Below are 18,251 nucleotides of genomic sequence, written 5' to 3'. Positions count from 1 at the left end.
ATTTTACATAAAATACTGGTCTAGTTTCGTGATGTCTTTTTTAAGCAATTTGTCCTTTGATAACTTCAAAAGATATTATTTTTCAGTTGACATACTACCGCAGGTCTTTTTCCTGCTAAACTTCCATCAATTGTTACACTTCCAAAGAGAAAAGCACTAACTATCGGAACAACAAATAAAACATATACAAAGAAACTTTTTATCCCTGATTTTGATGTTGTATGATGTTTACAACAATTACAATCATGCTGTTTTTCTCTTCCATCTCCCCAAACTTGTACAATACCAAAAATTAAAATTACTACAAAAGCTATATACGTAAATTTAATCATTTTTGGAGCGATAAAATTATAAATATTCCCTGTTACAAGTAGTTTAAATAAGAGCATTGCTAAACCAATTAAAATAATGCCACGTATATAGCGATGATACGCCTTCTGCTCCTCTTTCTCCATTCTTTCTCACCTCCTATAACATTATGATTTGCAGAATGGTATACACAGATACAATGACAATTCCTATCAAAAAGAATACAAATCTCTTTTGAAAATACGCAAATAGCATTAACGTATTTTTCATATCAAGCATAGGCCCAAACACAAGAAATGCGAGAAGTGCCTTTACCGAGAAAACATGTCCAAAAGATGCGGCTATAAAAGCATCGGCTGCAGAACAAATTGATAAAACATAACCAAATCCCATCATAATAACGGGAGCAATTACTTCGTTATGTGCTACTACATCCAGTACATTCCGATCAAAAAACGTTTGAAATACACTTGCTAAAAAAGCACCTATCAATAAATACTTACCAGTATCAAAAAACTCATCTACAGTGTGATTCATAACATCTTTCCAACTCTTTTTTTTGCTTGTTTGAACTGAAACCTCTACGTCTTTTAAAACATTTCTTTCGCGATAGCAATAATACACAATTAGACCTATAAATAGAGCAACTAGAATTGTTATCCCAAAGCGTGCATATACAACGTAATCATTTTTTGGAAACGCATATACAGTAGATAAAAGAACGACTGGATTCATAATGGGTGCACTCATTAAAATAACAATGCCTACATGAAGTGGTAACCCCTTTTGAATGAGCCTTCTTACAATTGGTATAATGACACATTCACACATTGGAAAAAGAACTCCCACAAATACTGCTGGAATCATTGCAACAATTGGAGATTTCGGCATTACTTTTTGAATCATATCTTCCGTCACAAACACTTGAATACATGAAGAAACAATGACCCCTAATAAAATAAAAGGTATTGCTTCAAAAATGATACTTAAAAATACCGTATTCACATTCAACCATTCCTGCGGCATATTTTTATGCAAATTTACTAGACTTGTAAAATCTACAAAAAATAATAAAAAGAGAAACATAGCGATAAGAGCTATGCCTACTACTTCTTTTGAAACTCTATTAAAGACCAAGCTTCTCGCCTCCATTTTATTTATATGTAAACATGTGCTTGTCCAAATGCTTCATACTACAGCACAAATTTTATAGTCTATTTCTATTCTTAAATCGTAATCATTATGATTTATTATTGATTTTTCTTTTCCCATCGTTTAATATAAAACGTAATCATTACGATTTAAAGGAGAGATCATTTCATGAAAAAAGTACCTATCACTGTATTAAGTGGTTTTTTAGGATCTGGAAAAACTACCTTACTACATCACATTTTGACTAATAAGAATAACTTAAAAGTAGCTGTTATCGTTAATGATATGAGCGAAGTAAACATTGATGCATCTCTTATAAAAAAGGGTGGTTTTTCACGTACGGAGGAAAAACTAGTAGAAATTCAAAATGGCTGTATTTGTTGTACACTACGAGAAGATTTAATGATAGAAGTGAATCGTCTTGTGGAAAATGGTGATATTGACTATATTATTATTGAATCTTCTGGTATAAGTGAGCCTATTCCAGTTGCTCAAACGTTTACTTATACAGACGAAGTTCTTAACATTGATTTAACGAAAAATTGTCGCCTCGATACGATGGTTACAGTTGTAGATGCAAATAGATTTTGGGATGATTTTGCAGATGGAGAAAGTTTATTAGACCGAAAACAAGCAATCGATGAGAATGATACCCGGGAAGTTATTGATTTATTAATAGATCAAATTGAGTTTGCAAACGTAATTATTCTTAATAAGATAGATTTGCTAGAAAAAGAAGATGTGATAGAGCTTCATCATTTACTAAAAAAATTAAATCCTAATGCAAAAGTTCTTGAATCTTCGTTTAGCAAAGTACCATTACAAGAAATTTTAAACACAAATCTATTTAATTATGAAGAAGCCAGTCAATCGGCCGGCTGGATACAAGAATTAAATAGTGACCATCATACACCGGAAACGGAAGAATACGGTATCAATTCCTTTGTTTACCGCCGCAAATATCCTTTCCATCCCAAGCGCCTTATGAATTGGCTAGAAAAATGGCCTTTAGATGTTGTAAGAGCGAAAGGATTCTTCTGGCTGGCATCTCGTAATAATATGATAGGGCTTCTATCTCAAGCAGGTTCCTCTATTACAATTCAAGGAGCCGGTGAGTGGATAGCGGCATTACCTGAAACTGAAAGAAATCAAATGATTACAGAAGAACCAGAAGTATTGAAAAACTGGGATAAACAATATGGAGATCGAATAACCGAACTCGTATTTATCGGAATTGATATGAACCGTTCTTTAATTGAACAATCATTAGATAGTTGTCTATTAACAGAGAAAGAAATGAAACAAAACTGGAATACATTTATTGATCCTATCCCGGCTTTTACTTATACTTCATAATAATTAATAAAAGGCTTCAGTAGAATGAAGCCTTTTTACTTTATAGCACTCTTATTTAATAGGTTTGCTTTAATTATAAATACAATTGTACCTAAAACAATTAATATAGCATATACGATACCAACTACCCCCCCTATTTTTTCTAAGCCAAGCGGTAATATTATAGTAGCAACTCCAACTATATAAGAAAATGCTCCTGAAAGCTTCGCTAATTTATTTTTATCTCCAACAAACGTTTCTTCTTGATATCCTGCTAACAAAAACAACCTCTTTTTCACATGTATTTGATACCCTAAAAAAATGATAAGTAACCCAACAAATAAACAAACTAAAAATCCAGCTAACATATCCTCCCCCTCCTCTACAATATTTTACTATACATAAAAAAAATAAAATTAGAAATTTCAGTTTATTAACGAGTCATTCTGTGATATATTGCATATTGTATTCAATTTGTATTTTTAGAAAGGATAATTTTAGATCATATGGATTCAAATCGATTAAAAGGAATTATAATGGTCATAATCGGTGCTTGTTTATGGGGCTTGTCTGGTACAGCTGCACAACAACTTTTTCAATATGACAATGTTTCAACCGAATGGTTAGTTACGATCCGTTTACTTATATCTGGAATTATTTTGCTCATTATTTCCTCATTCGGAACGAGAAAAAAAGAGATATTTGGCATTTGGAAACAAAAATCTGATGCTATTAAAATGATTTTGTTTGGTCTATTCGGTATGCTTGCTGTACAGTATACGTATTTCGCTTCAATTAAAGAAGGAAATGCTGCCGTGGCAACATTATTACAATATTTAGCTCCTATATTCATCACTGTATACTTACTTTTCAAATGGAACGTTCGTCCATCAAAAATTGATTTCATTTCAATTACCCTTTCATTAGTAGGCACTTTTCTCTTACTAACAAACGGGTCTGTTCATAACTTGGCTGTTTCTACACCAGCTATTATTTGGGGTATTTTATCTGGATTATCTCTCGCTTTTTATAGTTTATATTCAAAGGAATTGTTAGAAAAATGGTCTTCCTCCGTTATCGTTGGATGGGGCATGATTATTGGGGGTATTGGTGTAACGATTGTACACTTTATTTCTACAAACGAATTCATTTTATTATCAACTATGAAATATGTAAAACTAAGTACCCTACCGCTCATCACATTTGTCGTCATTTTCGGGACACTTATTGCCTTTTATTTATACTTAGACAGCATACGATACCTGACTCCGAAAGAAACAACATTATTTGGTTGCACAGAACCACTCGCAGCTATTATTTCTTCTGTACTTATATTGCACGTGCCATTTCAATCTTTTCAGTTATTAGGCGCTTTTTGTGTCATTGTAATGGTGCTCATCTTAAGCCAAAAGCCGGATGAAGGGAAACAAAAATTAAAGCTTGTTCATGCAAAAAAGGAAAATATACAATGAAAGGATTGAATTCACTATGCCTGTCCCTCAAAATTATAAAAAACCAGGAAGAATTTCAGCAAAATCACTCGTTTTAAATCAACTACAAAATTGGATTATTGAAGGTGTACTGAAGCCCAATGAAAAAATTAATGATGGGGAATTGGCTGAGGCACTAGGAGTAAGCAGAACACCTGTAAGAGAAGCACTTCAAATATTAGAGCTTTCTGGATTAGTGGAAATGGTACCAGGGCAAAAAACAAAAATTGCTCCTATTAAGTTAGACGACGTATCTATCATTTATGAAACGATGGCTGGTCTTCACTCTATTATAGGAAAGCAAGCTCTTCAAAACATTACAGACGCTGATATTCAACTACTTTCTGAAATAAATGATCATTTTCAGCACTCTATAGAGAAAAAAAACGCAAAACAAGCTTTAGAATTAGATATACAATTCCACAATACAATTTCTTCTATTGCTAAAAACCAATATATTGAACCCTTTTTAGAAAATATGCAACTTCACGTTTTACGTCTTGAATATTTGTTTTTCCAAAACTTTGTTCCAGCAAGTCAATCTATTGAAGAACATCACTCTATCATTCAAGCATTACAGAAGCAGGACGAAAAACAAATGGAACAAATAATGACCCAAAACTGGCTCCGTCCCATGAAAGAAATACAAAAAATAATTTCTACGAAATAAAAGGAGAGCTGGTTACACAAAATCGTAACCAGCTCTCCTTTTACTAATCTATATAGCTATGCCTGAACATTTGCATAATCTTCCATATCTTCGTACTCTTTTTCCAATTCCTCTAAAGACAGCTCGTATAATTGTCGGTCGCGAATCTTAAACACACCTGCCCCAATTAACTCATCAATTAAATGCCTCTTACGATTTTCAACAGCAAAACGGAGTTGACTACTCATCTTTTAAAAAACTCCTTTCTACAATCATTGAAAATGATAATCTTTATCAATTACCACTTTTGATTATAAAAGATGACTCTTTATAAGTAAAGTAATTTCATGAAATATTTACCTTGCAAAGTATTTGTGGCCACATTATATATATGTATGCCGTGCGAAAAATGTTATGACACTTTTTCTTATCCTTTTTCTTTCATACTTTGCAAGTTGTCTCATCGTGATGAAATTCACCATCTATTTCTACTTGAATGGTGACATGTTCTACATGAAATTTCTCCTTTAATACATACGTAGCCTCTTTTAATACACTTTGCGTTTCATTCCCTTTAATAATAAGATGACATGTTAATACTTGAAAATCTGATGTGACAGACCATATGTGCAAATCATGAACTTCTTTGACAATCGGAATATTTAATAACGTACTTTTTACCTCTTCAACATTTATGTGCTGTGGTGCACCTTCCATTAATATATGAACCGTATCACGTGTTACACGCCATCCACTAATAATGACTAAAATAGACACAAGAATACTAGCAATCGCATCTGCAGCAGTCCATCCGAAAAATTTAATAAGTAACGCAGCAATGATTGCTCCGACGGAACCCAATAGATCGCCTAGTACGTGCAGGAAAGCACTTCTTAAATTCAAATTACCTTTCACATCTCCGCCTCTCATTAATATCCAAGCTGATAAAATATTAATAAGCAGACCAAGGACTGCAATAATGAGCATCCCATTACTAGCAATCTCAACTGGTTCTTTAAAACGACGGATTGCTTCAATAAAAATGTATACCGAAATGACAATAAGAACGACACCGTTACATAATGCTGCTAACATTTCGACCCGCTTATACCCGTATGTTTTCGCAGTTGTTGCTGTTTTTTCTCCGAGTTTAAACGCAAGTAAACTTAAAGCTAAAGATACTGCATCACTTAGCATATGCCCCGCGTCAGATAGTAGTGCTAAGCTATTTGTTACAAATCCACCAACAACTTCTGCAATCATAAAACTTGTTGTTAGTAGGAAGGCAATTAGTAATGCCTTTTTATTTTTTGAATGACCATGATCATGCGAATGTCCCATACTTATACTCCTTTAAGTACAATATCTGTATGTTAGTATGAAACAAACTCCCCATCTTTATCCCGAATCGACTGATTGTAAACGCCCGCTTCCTCTGTATACACACTTCGCTACTTTTTAGACAATCCCTTTTTCTCAAATAAAAACAAGACTACTTCTTTTTTATTTTCATATTGTTTACTAATGAAAGAATTTTTAAGGAGGTTACTAAAATGAAACGTTTATTTCTCTGTATGGAACGTGAACTTGTTGTAGTGAAAGAACAATATGATAACTATGAAACGACTTACCACTTACAAAATATGCAACCTACCTGTATCGCTGTTGATCCGTTCCGCCCAAACCGTGTATATTGCGGAACATTTGGACGAGGTCTATGGTTAAGCGACGATAGCGGGGATTCATGGAGACCCATTGGAGATTCTTATCGTTACTTTGATTTCCCTAAAGAAGATGGTATTTTGCACTCCTCTATCACTTCCATAACAATAAGCTCAAATGAACAAGTTAACGGATATGGTGTCGTTTATGTCGGCACAGAACCGAGCGCTTTATTTCACTCTGAAAATGGTGGTGAAACGTGGACTGAACTTAAAAATATGAAATCATTATTATCTTCTTATACGTGGGCTTTCCCGCCTAGACCTTTTACCCATCACGTACGCTGGATTACAGTTGACCCAAACAACCCTAATACAATACACGTTTCAATCGAAGCTGGTGCTGTTATTCAAAGTAACGATAAAGGGCATACATGGATTGATAAAAAATTCGGTGCCCCTATCGATGCACATCAATTGCTTATGCACCCTGAAGCACCAAATCGCCTTTATGCATCATGTGGTGACGGATTTATGGGCGGACCTGATCGTGCATATCTTGAAAGTTATAACAATGGAAACAGCTGGATCTCATGTAGTGAAGGACTTGAACATCATTATTTATACAGCATGGCAATTGATCCAGCTGATTGTGATACGATTCTCGTTTCTGCCGCGCCAAGTGCTGATCTCGCTCATCATCGTATCCCTTATGAATCTTATATTTATCGAAAAACGAAAGATACTCCTTTCCAGCAAGTACAACAAGGACTACCATCTGCAATCGGTACAGTCATTTCGATGTTTGCTACAAACGAAGCCGAACCACATACGTTCTACACGTTAAATAACAATGGCGTCTTTCAATCCAATGATAGCGGCGAATCGTGGGAACAACTAAACATTCCGTGGAAAGATGAATATAAAACGCAGCATCCGCATGCACTACTCGTCACTAGTTCTTAACGAAAAAAGACTGCCTAAATGATTTTAGGCAGTCTCTCTTTTATTTCTTTAAATCAATGACAATATCATCTAATACAATACCCTTATTGCCTCCCAATCTTCGAGGTACAAAACGCTCCTTTACTTGTCCTTCAACTATTGTTACCGATCCATAATTTTCAGGAGTGTGGATTCTTAAATTAACGTGAGGTGTTATTATTAACTTAGTAGCGTTCTCATTAAGTTGTTGGAATGTTTTACTCCAATTAAAATTATAAGAATCTTCACCTGAACCTCCATTTCCTTCTCCATAATACTGATTACCTAAATCATCTCTCACTTCTAAATCGACATCCACTCCATCCCATACACCCCTTATCTTTTGAGATACTTCTTGGTTGTAATATAGAATAAACGAAATTGGTGTTATTTCCATTCTCTCCATATTTACTTTGACACCATCTTTTTCTGTACTACCTCCAATCAATGTCTCTTTATTTTCTATTCCTTTTAGATTAATATTAAAATTCCAATCCCCTTTTATCTCTTCTTCAGTTTCTAAAATGGCTATACTTTGTACATTCCATTCAACATTCACTATAGTTTCTTTACTACCAACTAGATCGCTACTTGTTTTTATTAAACCTGTATATTTTCTATCTGCGACTTTAGTAATTTTATTGCTACCTGATTGGGTACCTGCTCCTTTAATAGTTAAAAAATCCAACGTACTTGGATTTTCGCCAAGATCTCTGTTACTTTCTATAGAATAGTTTATTGATACTGTCTTCCCATCAAAAATGGCATCATTAATCGTTATCTTTATTCCCTTGCTTTCTTTTGTCATATTTAGTATTGTAGTGTATTGTTTATAATTATAATGAGACTCCATTATCTTCCCTGCGTCAGTTTTAGAGTTTTCATATAACCCTGTTCTACCATTATCTAAAAATCGGAATATGTCCCCTACAATTGGCAATCCCCCGGCATATGTAGGAAAACCGATACCAAGAGTTGCAACTGATAATCCTACTAAAATAGATGCAGCAGCGACACCTTTTTTCCAACTTTTCATCTTTTTCTTCGTACGTATCGATTGTTTTACATTTCGTTTTACTTTTTCCTTTTCAATTTCAGAAGCCCCAATTTCTTCTAGTTCTTTTTCATCTATATCAATATCATTTAATAGTTCATAAATGTCTTTCATATTGCACTACCTCCAAAACTAATATTCGTAGCATTTTGTTGTAGTTTCTTTTTCCCCCGGTACACTCGATTATCAATTGCTGCCCGAGTTAATCCTAACTTGTCACCTATTTCCTCTGTCTTCATACCAAGTAAATATTTCATAATGAACACCTTTTGATCTAGCGGTTCTAATTGATTAATGAGCTTCAATAATTCTTCCCTATCTTCCATAACGATTAATTCGTCTTCTGCTGATTTTTCTGTACTAATATAAAACTCATCTGAAATGATTTCTACTGTTTTAGTCGATTTCCGGTAATAATCAATTGCTTTAAACTTCGCAATCGCTGCAATCCACTTTTTAAAATCACTCGGCTCTCCATGAAATTTATTTGCGTTATTCCAAATGGAAAGAAATATATCGTTTATACATTCCTCTATGAGTCCATCATTTTGAATTGGGAGTAGAAGTTTATGCGTGATCCCCTTTATGAGTGGTAAGTATGTATCGACAACAAATTCTAACGCGTCTTCTTTTTGCCGCTGTAATCTTTTTATAAAATTTTTCTCATTTGATTTCATGTAGCGATTCCCCTTATTGTTTTGTAAAAGCTTTTACATCCTATATAACGTCTGAGAAAATTTTTTCTCTCATCTTTTTTATTTTTTGTATGTAATGGAATACTTTCCCTTAGCCATTGTCTCATATAACTATGCGTTCAAAGAAAATTTTCTCAAGTCTGTAATTTAATTCATGTAGTATACTATTTATATAGTCATTTTTTAACTTGGTGTACATTTTATTTCGTTAATCTACTATTTTAATTTAGGAGATGAGATGTGTATGTGTGGAATTACAGGTTGGGTAGATTGGAAGGAAGACCTTTCAAATCAACATGTTATTTTAAAAAAGATGGCAAATCGTATTCAGCATCGTGGTCCAGATGCTGAAGGATTTTGGTTTTCACCTCATGCGGCCTTTGCACACCGGCGTTTAATTGTAATTGATCCAGAAGGCGGTACACAGCCGAAGACATTCCGTGCTGGTGATTATACGTATGCTCTTACTTATAATGGAGAAATTTATAATTTCCGTGAACTTAAAGAGCAGCTTCAAAAATGTGGGCATGCATTTGAAACCCATTCAGATACAGAAGTGTTACTACATGCTTATCTAGAATGGAAAGAAGACTGCGTGCGATATTTAAACGGAATTTTCGCTTTCGCCTTATGGGATGATCAGAAGCAACAATTATTTTTAGCGCGTGATCATTTAGGTGTAAAACCACTCTTTTACACAGAAAGAAATGACAGCATTATTTTCGGATCTGAAATAAAAGCATTATTAGCGCATCCATCTGTTCCTGCTGAAATTGATGCGGGTGGAATAAATGAAATATTTGGATTAGGCTTATTTCGCACTCCAGGATGTGGCGTCTTTAAACATATTCAAGAAGTGCGTGCTGGACATTGTATAACGTTTACACGTCATAAAAAAGTAGTTACGAAGTATTGGAATTTAGAAAGTAAGTTCCATACAGACTCTATAGAAGATACATCTTCGCATATTTTATCTATTTTACAAGATACAGTAAAAAGACAATTAATTGCCGATGTTCCTCTCGTTTGTATGTTATCAGGCGGATTAGACTCTAGCGGTATTACTGCACTTGCGGGTAAAGAATTTGCTGCGGAAAATAAAACACTTCATACGTATTCCGTTGACTTTGTAAATAGTGCAAAAGATTTCGAGCTGACATTTGCTCGCACTGGTTTAGACGCTCCTTGGGTAAAACGCGTTTCTGAACATGTAGGGACAGCGCATCATGATATTATTGTGAATGCTGAAGAATTAGCAAATCACTTATTCGTTCCCCTTCATGCGAAAGATTTACCGAGTGCTGGTGAAATGGAAACTTCACTATATTTACTATTTTGCGAAATGAAAAAAGATGCGACCGTAGCTTTATCCGGTGAATCGGCTGATGAAGTATTCGGTGGATACCCTTGGTTTCATCAAGAAGAATTACTATATGTAGATAAGTTTCCTTGGCTAACAAATTGGAAAAATACATCTCCTCTTCTACTAAATGAAGTAAGTAACCAATGTAATCTAGAAAACTATATTGATACACGATTCCAAGAAGCGATACTTGAAGTACCTACTCTTGAAGGGGAAAGTAAAAAATCCGCGAAACAACGCCAAATGTTTTATTTATTTTTAACAAGATTCCTTCCTTTCTTACTTGACCGTAAAGATCGCATGAGTATGGCTGTTGGATTTGAAGTTCGTGTACCGTTTTGCGATTATAGATTAGTTGAATATTTATGGAATGTTCCTTTCAACATAAAAAGTATTGATAATATTGAAAAAGGCATTTTACGTAGAGCACTACAACCAGCTTTACCTGACGATGTACGTAATAGAAGAAAAAGCGCTTATCCAACTTCACAAGATCCACACTACTTACAAACAATCCGTAATTTAACACTTGATATGTGTAGCAATAAAAACAATCCTATTTTCTCACTTATTAACCATTCCATCTTACTTTCAATTGCTGATCAAAGTAATAAAGAGATTAACAATTTTGAGGCAAGAAGTGCCATGGAGTATATGCTACAAGTAAATGAATGGTTAAAAACATATCATATTCATATTGCTTAACAAAAAGGAGTTCAAGGATAAAAGCCTTGAACTCCTTTTATATTAATTAGCACATTGTTTATTATCAGTATCAATAGACCACCCAATAATCGTGGCACAATCTCTACCTTTCCACTGCAGTACATTTGTTAATACTGGCTCAATCTGCAAGCTATTCCCGTCATGTAATATTTCTACTAAAGATTGATCATCATCAAACCTTCGTTTATCACACTCTAAAATACCGTCCGTTGCCATTACAATGTGATTCATTCCTTTTTCTAATCCTCTTACACCTGACGTAAAGCAAGGTGTATTTGCTGCAAAAATATTTTTCCTGCCAATATATTCGTAATTTTTCCGTTTATTTAATCGTCCTTTTCCATTTTTCGTTTTCTCAGAATGGAATAAATACGCGAAACAATCACCAACTGATAACCAATATAAAAATTCGCCTTTTCGTAAACAAATTAAGCAAGCGAGTTCCTCATCATCTTGATCACACTTTTTAATAAATAACTCATCTGTAAATAACGCTAATAAGTACATATGTGTATGATGAAAAGCTAAATGTATTGGATATGAGAATAACTCTTTTAGTTTTTCTTTTCTTTCCGAAATCGCTTCTATTATATAATCTATATTTTTTGTTTTGTGATGTGTATCAAAAATCATAACAAATTCAAAGTGTAATTCAGGATCCCACCAAGCAAGCACCGCATCTCCTCGTTCATATGCATCACTCTCTTGATTTCCCCCATATACGCCGACTGAAAGAGGACCACATTTTTCAACATGTATTTCATCTACATACATCTGTTCATGACTAATCCATTTGAATGTATTCACAGCTATCATCCTCTCTCTTGCTAAATGTATACCTTTACACATAGATTACCTTATATTTCAATAAAAATAAACTTTTTCAACATTTTTTATCCAAATAAAAGGATTTTATTTCTAAAATAACGAATATATCTTACTATACGATATAAAAAGGGGATTTATTATTATGAACAACATTAATCAACATTGGGAGAGCATTTATTATCACTTACGATACGAATACGAGGACAACCTTTCCCACCAAGCAATTCGTATTTTACAAATCGTTTCTCGTGAGAAAGATATAACAATTGGAAAAGTCGCTACTGAGCTTAGTCTTTCTCATAACACAGCATCTGAACATATAAAACGCCTTATTCAAAAGGGTTTCATCGTTAAAGAGAGAAATAAAAAAGATGAAAGAGTGGTAAACCTTACATTAACAATTGAAGGAATTGAAGTATTAGAAAAACATACTTTACTAGATAAAGAAAAGATAAAAATATTAGAATCACAGTTATCAAAAGAAGAACAACAATTAATTGAAAAAGCATTTTCCTTATTAGCGAAGGAGGCAAAATATGCATTTCCTCGTTAAAATAATCGTTTCGGCACTTATTATCGGCGTTATCACTGAAGTCGCTAAACATTACAGTACGATAGGTGGCTTTATTGCTGCCCTTCCTCTCGTGAGTTTACTTAGTCTATTTTGGATTTCATTCGAAGGCGGAAATAAACAAGAATTGAGTCAATTTGCTTTAGGGGTATTATATGGATTCCCCGCATCAGCACTACTATTATTTATTGTCTATATTGGTTTAAAAAATTCATTTACACTTAGTACATCTGTCCTACTTGGTATAGGTGTTTGGTGTATCGTTTTTGCTTGTCAAAAATTATTTCAAGCTTAGGAGGAATTAACATTCATAAATTTGTAGAAATAATGGGGCAAAATATAGAAGTACATATAAAAGGAGATGGTAAACAAACTGTAGTCATTCAAACCGGAATGACTTGCTCATTTTATGATTGGTTTCCTATTATAGAAAAGCTTTCAGAGCACTTTACAGTTGTTTCATACCATCGCCCAGGTTACGGAAAAAGTGATTTAGGCAATCAGCCGCGTACAATAAGGCAAGTTACAAAAGAGCTACATATGTTACTAAACAAACTAGCTATTCAAGAACCATTTATTCTAATCGGTCATTCCTATGGAGGATTATGTGCACAACATTTTGCGATGTTACATGAAGATAAGCTGCAAGCACTTATTTTAGTTGATTCTACTTCGATGAACTTACACCGTTTAGATGAACTTCATTTACCAATTTCTGATCAAACTGATTCTGATGATGTTTGGTTTCAAAAATATAATATATATTCCAAAATGGATGTAGACACACTTTATAATGAACTAAAACCTATTTTCACCGATCAATCAAAACAGCAAATTGAATTCTCTACCTCGCCTTCATTATATAAAGCGACAGCTTCTGAACTATCGGAGTGGAAAAACTGTGCTCTCTCACTAAAAGAGCTATGTAAAACATTAGAAATACCATTAATCGTTATCGGTAGAGATCCTCAATATTCTATTACTCAATTGACTAATGGTGGCATGCCAAAAGAGGAAGCAACACAACTTGAAGCAATGTGGCAAGAACTAATTCACGAACAATTACACCTCTCAACTAACAACCAATATATTCTTGCCGAACATGCTAGTCACGGTATAGAAAATGATCGACCAGATATTATTATTGAAGCGATTCATTTCTTACATATCAAAAAAGGAAGCAACTAAAGCTGCTTCCTTACTTATCTATTCATAATCTTCTTCATCATCGATTTCTTCGTAATATGAACTCCCATTACTTACATATATAGGGCCATTCGCAACATCAATACGTAGTACCCACGCCCATGGCACAGCTAAACGTTTATGTATTGCTCGCCAAAAGCTCATTGATTTTCTTTCGTACTCCTGGAACTCCTGAAGTAACTCTTTGTAGGAGGAACCGTCTAACTGAATATTTGCTTCTAACAAACGAGAATGGGCATAGTACTGTAACTCTAGTTCAGCAGCAATTTCCATTTCTTCTTCCGTTGCCATACCAATGATTGTTCCATCTTCTGGTGCAATTTCATATACGTTTTGAACTTCAATAAGCCCTTCTTTCTCTTTCTCAAACATGTAAACAGCCTCCTTTAACATATATTTTTTATGTTACAAAGTCATACTTCTACAATAACTTCTCTCTTTCCTCTTTTTTTGATAAACTTTTACAAAATATTTAACCGATGACCTGTTTTCTCTATTCTTTCAGCAGAAATGAAACGATTTTTATCAAAATTTAATTTATACACATCAGGCATATGAAGTGTTTTCCAAAACTCAAAATCATATTTCGAATTAAAATAATTCATGAGTAATACCATAATATTTCCATGCGTACCTATTACAATATTCTTACCTTCATATTGTTTTAATATATTTTGCATACATATTACAGCGCGCCTTTGTGCGATATCATTCGATTCTCCGCCTTCGTATGCAAAACTCCAATCTTCCCACACATTCTGCATAGCATCATTAAAATTTGATACTGGCTCTGTGCTCAATAATCTTTCACGCAAATCTTCTTCTGTTTGTATTGATAATTTATATGTATTCGCAATTCCTTGTACAGTTTGGATTGCTCTTTTGTACGGACTAGAAATAACAACATCAATATGTTTATCTTTTAATAAATGTGTTACATTCTCTGCATCACAGTGCCCTTTTTCAGATAAAGGTCGTTCCCGTTCTTCTTTTGTATATGTAGAATGGGCATGGCGAACGAAATATATTGTTGTCATTTTTCAACCTCCTTTCTTATTTTCAATTTATATTCAATAATAAGATTAGAAAATCCTGTATTACAAAAGAGCACTTTGCATAAGCGCTCTTTTGTTTACATAATAAAATTATTTCATTATAATTTATTTCTGAATTCCTCACTTATGACAATATCTCGAATAAAGTAATCCATATTACTTAGAAGTTTTTCAAATGCTTTTTCACTCAAATTGTTCATCATAAAGACAATCTCAATCTTATTCCCTTTTTTATCAGTACCATAGAAACTATTTGTTAATACAAATGCCGTAGAACCACCTTTCTGTCCAGCAAATTCGAACATACCCTCTCCTACGGTTCCTTTAAATATATTCTCAATCTCACCTTGCATTTGTGGTGTAAAATAATTTCTGCTATTTATCTTTTCCAGTAAACTCATGTAATCCTTCGCATTTGCACTTATAAACCGATCTGACCAAATACGCTGAAAGTCCATATCGGCTTTTAAAGATATCTCGCGTTTTGTCCATTCTTTCTCGTCTTTCATCCATTCATGTATTTGCCATACATGCTTAACATATTCATCATTAGACATATTACGTAGCTTGTCCAATGCTTTATTTTGAGGAATATGCAGTTCTTTTTCAACATAGCCCCTCATATATAATGCCCCTGTATACGTTGGATAAAATTCATCGTGACTATTTAAGCCTAACTCTTTCAAACTTTCATTTATCCGCGCTGCTCCAAGCTTGTCCAATAAATATGATGCATTCGCATTCGAACTATAATGGATCATTCCTTTCACTACTTCTTCTAAAGAAGTTTGACCACCCTTCACTAACTCTTTAACTTTTACATCATCTAGCCATGCAGGGTGTGCACCACCATCAGTATTTTTCACATAGTATTTTTCTAATTCTTTCAATGAAATTTGCTCGTCTTTTCTTATTTTCCCTTCAGCTACTTGCTTAGCATATTCAATTGCTATAACGATTTTCGACATACTTGCTAGCGGTAGTTTTTTTTTTCATTTATTGATGTCAATGTTTCACCATTTCTTTTAACAATTAAAGAAGTTGTTTTATCATCCTTATGTTCTTTTATATAATTTAGCACATAATTAGAGTCTTCTTTGGAATTGACATATTCCTTCACTGAAAAGAAAGCTATACAGCCTACTATAGTAATTCCAGCTATAATTCCAACAACTTTTAATCCCCTCATGATACTCCCCCTAAAATAAACATATTATATATTATACTAAATAAATTTCCCTTTTTAAGTAATAATTAGATTATTTATACAAAAACGCTTCTTTTCTTAAACAACAAAAAAACATGCCTTCATTAGGAAAGCATGTTTTGTGATATCCTTCACATTGTTTAGTTAAAAAATAAATGTTTACTTACCATGATGTAACATTAAATCACTAAGTTCTTCTTCAATGTGATTTAATTTCGCAACGCCTTCTTTCCATTTATGAATATAACGTGAAACCCCAACAAAAAACAAAACAATAATTGTGGAAAGAATAATACCATATACGATTGCTACAGTACTCATAGTTACACTTCCTTATAATTAGTAATGTGGTTATTAGTTATATTTTTATTATAAACCTTTTTCTTTTAAAATACTTCGATTTCAACTTTTTGTAACAAAATTGATTTTTCTAACATTTCGTTCGTGAAAATGGCATATTTTTCACAAATTATACAAAACTTCACCATATGTACTATTACCATATGAGTTATATTATTAAATAGAATAAAGGGGATGATATACTATGACGACTTGGTTTATTGTAATGTTAGTTGTATTTGGAGCATTTAAAATTATCGTTTCTAGCCTTCCTAACTCTGTTATTGAATCCATTATTAGTCGCTTTGAAACACATCCACAACTCGAAGAAGAGAATGTGACTGTTACAATGAACGGAAATAACTTAGTAGGCGAAAAGAAATCAAAAATTATTCATGATTTTAACGAAGGTTTATTTTTAGATCGCTATTATGCACCACCCCATAATGAAGGCACACCTTTAATTATCAATGCAAAACGTGGTAAAAAAGATTTTACATTTTATATTTATAGTCATGAAGAGCATGTTGATGTTGTAAAACAATATAAAAAGAAGGTAGTTGCTTATAGTTTACGCTCTAAAAACCTTCAAAATAGTGATATGTTCGTGTCAGCTGATTTAGCTTAATACTCATATATAAAAAGGAATCCATGGCATATGGATTCCTTTTTACTATTTACTGAAAAATAAGCTCTGTCTTCAAACTATCTTTCGGTAACAACCAGCCTTTTTTCTCTAAACTCGCCATTAATAATTCCCTTTGTTTTGTCGCAATACTTTCTTCATTTGTTTTAAATGAAACTTCTATTACGAAGTCATCTTCTAATTTCCCAGTATTACTTAATGGCCAAATTTCAATATTTGCTTTTATGTTTTCAAACTCTCCTGTATATCGCTTCATTAATACAGGACCGTAAATACGGGAATTCTTTAACATCTCTTCTCCCCAATTTGTATACAACCATTTGTTCATTTTCCCTGGTAATTTTTCTATTAACATGTTTTGAGCAGCTTGTTCATTTGGTAAATCAAGTATCCCATATCCTTTAGCACTGTAACTTTTCTTATTTGAAATGCTTAATGTTTTCTTCTCAAATCCCCAATCTATTTCCGCCTCATAACTATCCGTATTACTATCGAATCCTTCTTTTTTAGCTACTTCTAGTGCATCTTGAATTACACCATTTTGAATAGGATATCTTCTTTTATATGTTAGTTCAAAATCTTTACTAAATTCTTTCTTTCGAATTCTAGCAAACCAACCTTCATCACTTAAACTTTTATTTGCAGTATCTAAAAATTGCACTTGTATTCTTTCATATTTTGTACCAGCCTGGAAATGTTCTAGCACCTCTTGCTTCATCTCTTTGTTATAACCTAATACTTGTTCTGGCTTTAATAATAACTTCACTTCAAAACTAGGTTTCATTGGACTAGCAGTAAACCCTTCCTTAACGTTATAAAGGAAACAACAAAAGAAAATGCTTACGAATACAAATACTTTTTTCATATACCTATCCCCTCGTATATTAATATTTAAGCCCTATCTCAGGCTTAGTTTTACTCTCTAATAAGAGTCCAGTAATAAAGAAAATACTTGGACGTCTCAAGATATTTCTAGATAAT

21 protein-coding genes and 2 pseudogenes are annotated in these 18,251 nt (G+C 33.3%); 9 read left to right on the top strand and 14 right to left on the bottom strand.

Annotated elements, in window-relative coordinates:
• Positions 1 to 104: 104 nt before the first annotated feature.
• Positions 105 to 455: pseudogene (locus MR168_RS26410) on the bottom strand (DUF1980 domain-containing protein); the annotation flags it as partial.
• A 13-nt stretch (positions 456 to 468) separates the two neighbouring features.
• The gene (locus tag MR168_RS26405) at positions 469 to 1,461 is read right to left on the bottom strand and encodes a permease (protein WP_002023790.1); all 993 of its coding nucleotides are present in this window, start codon (positions 1,459 to 1,461) and stop codon (positions 469 to 471) included.
• Positions 1,462 to 1,629: 168 nt separating this feature from the next.
• Here MR168_RS26405 and MR168_RS26400 point away from each other — a divergent pair, with 168 nt between their 5' ends.
• Positions 1,630 to 2,817, top strand: a complete 1,188-nt coding sequence (locus tag MR168_RS26400) for a GTP-binding protein (RefSeq protein WP_006923257.1) — start codon at positions 1,630 to 1,632, stop codon at positions 2,815 to 2,817.
• 35 nt (positions 2,818 to 2,852) lie between these two features.
• Here MR168_RS26400 and MR168_RS26395 read toward each other — a convergent pair whose 3' ends face one another.
• Entirely contained in the window at positions 2,853 to 3,164 is a 312-nt protein-coding gene (locus MR168_RS26395; RefSeq protein ID WP_006923259.1) for a DUF3784 domain-containing protein, read from the bottom strand.
• Between the two features lie 138 nt (positions 3,165 to 3,302).
• On the opposite strand from MR168_RS26395, the gene MR168_RS26390 reads away from it, so the two are divergent.
• Together MR168_RS26390 and MR168_RS26385 are read left to right on the top strand one after the other, a co-directional pair.
• Positions 3,303 to 4,268, top strand: a complete 966-nt coding sequence (locus MR168_RS26390) for a DMT family transporter (RefSeq protein WP_000378080.1) — start codon at positions 3,303 to 3,305, stop codon at positions 4,266 to 4,268.
• A gap of 16 nt (positions 4,269 to 4,284) precedes the next feature.
• The gene (locus tag MR168_RS26385; RefSeq protein WP_002023787.1) at positions 4,285 to 4,956 is read left to right on the top strand and encodes a GntR family transcriptional regulator; all 672 of its coding nucleotides are present in this window, start codon (positions 4,285 to 4,287) and stop codon (positions 4,954 to 4,956) included.
• Positions 4,957 to 5,012: 56 nt separating this feature from the next.
• On the opposite strand, the gene fbpA is transcribed toward MR168_RS26385, so the two are convergent.
• Both fbpA and MR168_RS26375 read right to left on the bottom strand, forming a co-directional pair.
• Positions 5,013 to 5,183 carry a Fur-regulated basic protein FbpA gene (gene fbpA / locus MR168_RS26380; protein ID WP_000098303.1) on the bottom strand — a complete coding sequence of 57 codons (171 nt, stop codon included), beginning with the start codon at positions 5,181 to 5,183 and terminating at the stop codon, positions 5,013 to 5,015.
• 193 nt (positions 5,184 to 5,376) lie between these two features.
• Positions 5,377 to 6,276: a cation diffusion facilitator family transporter gene (locus MR168_RS26375; protein WP_000510034.1), complete on the bottom strand. Its 900-nt coding sequence runs from the start codon at positions 6,274 to 6,276 to the stop codon at positions 5,377 to 5,379.
• 212 nt (positions 6,277 to 6,488) lie between these two features.
• Here MR168_RS26375 and MR168_RS26370 point away from each other — a divergent pair, with 212 nt between their 5' ends.
• Entirely contained in the window at positions 6,489 to 7,562 is a 1,074-nt protein-coding gene (locus tag MR168_RS26370; protein ID WP_001989719.1) for a WD40/YVTN/BNR-like repeat-containing protein, read from the top strand.
• A 40-nt stretch (positions 7,563 to 7,602) separates the two neighbouring features.
• Here MR168_RS26370 and MR168_RS26365 read toward each other — a convergent pair whose 3' ends face one another.
• Together MR168_RS26365 and MR168_RS26360 are read right to left on the bottom strand one after the other, a co-directional pair.
• The gene (locus MR168_RS26365; protein WP_000653161.1) at positions 7,603 to 8,748 is read right to left on the bottom strand and encodes a DUF4179 domain-containing protein; all 1,146 of its coding nucleotides are present in this window, start codon (positions 8,746 to 8,748) and stop codon (positions 7,603 to 7,605) included.
• The gene (locus MR168_RS26360) at positions 8,745 to 9,311 is read right to left on the bottom strand and encodes a sigma-70 family RNA polymerase sigma factor (RefSeq protein WP_086411618.1); all 567 of its coding nucleotides are present in this window, start codon (positions 9,309 to 9,311) and stop codon (positions 8,745 to 8,747) included. Before MR168_RS26360 ends, MR168_RS26365 begins: the two co-directional genes overlap by 4 nt.
• Before the next feature lie 262 nt (positions 9,312 to 9,573).
• On the opposite strand from MR168_RS26360, the gene asnB reads away from it, so the two are divergent.
• Positions 9,574 to 11,397, top strand: coding sequence for an asparagine synthase (glutamine-hydrolyzing) (asnB, locus tag MR168_RS26355; protein WP_000333916.1), 1,824 nt, complete (start codon positions 9,574 to 9,576; stop codon positions 11,395 to 11,397).
• Between the two features lie 42 nt (positions 11,398 to 11,439).
• Here asnB and MR168_RS26350 read toward each other — a convergent pair whose 3' ends face one another.
• Entirely contained in the window at positions 11,440 to 12,267 is an 828-nt protein-coding gene (locus MR168_RS26350; RefSeq protein ID WP_002023784.1) for a PP2C family serine/threonine-protein phosphatase, read from the bottom strand.
• A gap of 121 nt (positions 12,268 to 12,388) precedes the next feature.
• Here MR168_RS26350 and MR168_RS26345 point away from each other — a divergent pair, with 121 nt between their 5' ends.
• Genes MR168_RS26345 through MR168_RS26335 form a run of 3 tightly spaced genes read left to right on the top strand, consistent with a single transcriptional unit; the run spans position 12,389 to position 14,005 of the window.
• Positions 12,389 to 12,799: a MarR family winged helix-turn-helix transcriptional regulator gene (locus MR168_RS26345; RefSeq protein WP_001059785.1), complete on the top strand. Its 411-nt coding sequence runs from the start codon at positions 12,389 to 12,391 to the stop codon at positions 12,797 to 12,799.
• Entirely contained in the window at positions 12,783 to 13,112 is a 330-nt protein-coding gene (locus MR168_RS26340; RefSeq protein WP_000545608.1) for a DUF3147 family protein, read from the top strand. The genes MR168_RS26345 and MR168_RS26340 overlap by 17 nt, the downstream gene beginning before the upstream one ends.
• A complete protein-coding gene (locus tag MR168_RS26335) occupies positions 13,073 to 14,005 on the top strand; it encodes an alpha/beta fold hydrolase (protein ID WP_139124022.1) in 933 nt (310 codons plus the stop codon). Before MR168_RS26340 ends, MR168_RS26335 begins: the two co-directional genes overlap by 40 nt.
• An 18-nt stretch (positions 14,006 to 14,023) precedes the next feature.
• Here MR168_RS26335 and MR168_RS26330 read toward each other — a convergent pair whose 3' ends face one another.
• The 5 genes and pseudogenes from MR168_RS26330 to MR168_RS26310 all read right to left on the bottom strand — a co-directional run bounded on the left by MR168_RS26330 (position 14,024) and on the right by MR168_RS26310 (position 16,788).
• Positions 14,024 to 14,395 (bottom strand): hypothetical protein, encoded by a 372-nt coding sequence (locus tag MR168_RS26330; protein WP_000461779.1) that lies wholly within the window; start codon positions 14,393 to 14,395, stop codon positions 14,024 to 14,026.
• Between the two features lie 89 nt (positions 14,396 to 14,484).
• On the bottom strand, positions 14,485 to 15,060 hold the full coding sequence (locus tag MR168_RS26325; protein WP_000208265.1) for a histidine phosphatase family protein: 576 nt from the start codon (positions 15,058 to 15,060) through the stop codon (positions 14,485 to 14,487).
• 116 nt (positions 15,061 to 15,176) lie between these two features.
• A pseudogene (locus tag MR168_RS26320) lies at positions 15,177 to 16,267 on the bottom strand (serine hydrolase).
• A gap of 177 nt (positions 16,268 to 16,444) precedes the next feature.
• Positions 16,445 to 16,606, bottom strand: a complete 162-nt coding sequence (locus MR168_RS26315) for a hypothetical protein (RefSeq protein WP_000108701.1) — start codon at positions 16,604 to 16,606, stop codon at positions 16,445 to 16,447.
• Positions 16,607 to 16,671: 65 nt separating this feature from the next.
• Positions 16,672 to 16,788 (bottom strand): hypothetical protein, encoded by a 117-nt coding sequence (locus MR168_RS26310; protein WP_001987133.1) that lies wholly within the window; start codon positions 16,786 to 16,788, stop codon positions 16,672 to 16,674.
• A 41-nt stretch (positions 16,789 to 16,829) separates the two neighbouring features.
• On the opposite strand from MR168_RS26310, the gene MR168_RS26305 reads away from it, so the two are divergent.
• Positions 16,830 to 17,252, top strand: a complete 423-nt coding sequence (locus MR168_RS26305; RefSeq protein WP_000214579.1) for a YfmQ family protein — start codon at positions 16,830 to 16,832, stop codon at positions 17,250 to 17,252.
• A 49-nt stretch (positions 17,253 to 17,301) separates the two neighbouring features.
• On the opposite strand, the gene MR168_RS26300 is transcribed toward MR168_RS26305, so the two are convergent.
• On the bottom strand, positions 17,302 to 18,135 hold the full coding sequence (locus MR168_RS26300; protein ID WP_086411617.1) for a hypothetical protein: 834 nt from the start codon (positions 18,133 to 18,135) through the stop codon (positions 17,302 to 17,304).
• Between the last annotated feature and the right edge of the window lie 116 nt (positions 18,136 to 18,251).

Source organism: Bacillus cereus group sp. BfR-BA-01356, from assembly GCF_022663635.1.
Lineage (GTDB): Bacteria > Bacillota > Bacilli > Bacillales > Bacillaceae_G > Bacillus_A > Bacillus_A cereus.
The sequence above is the reverse complement of the archived record's forward strand: the minus strand, read 5'-3'. Positions and strand labels throughout refer to the sequence as shown.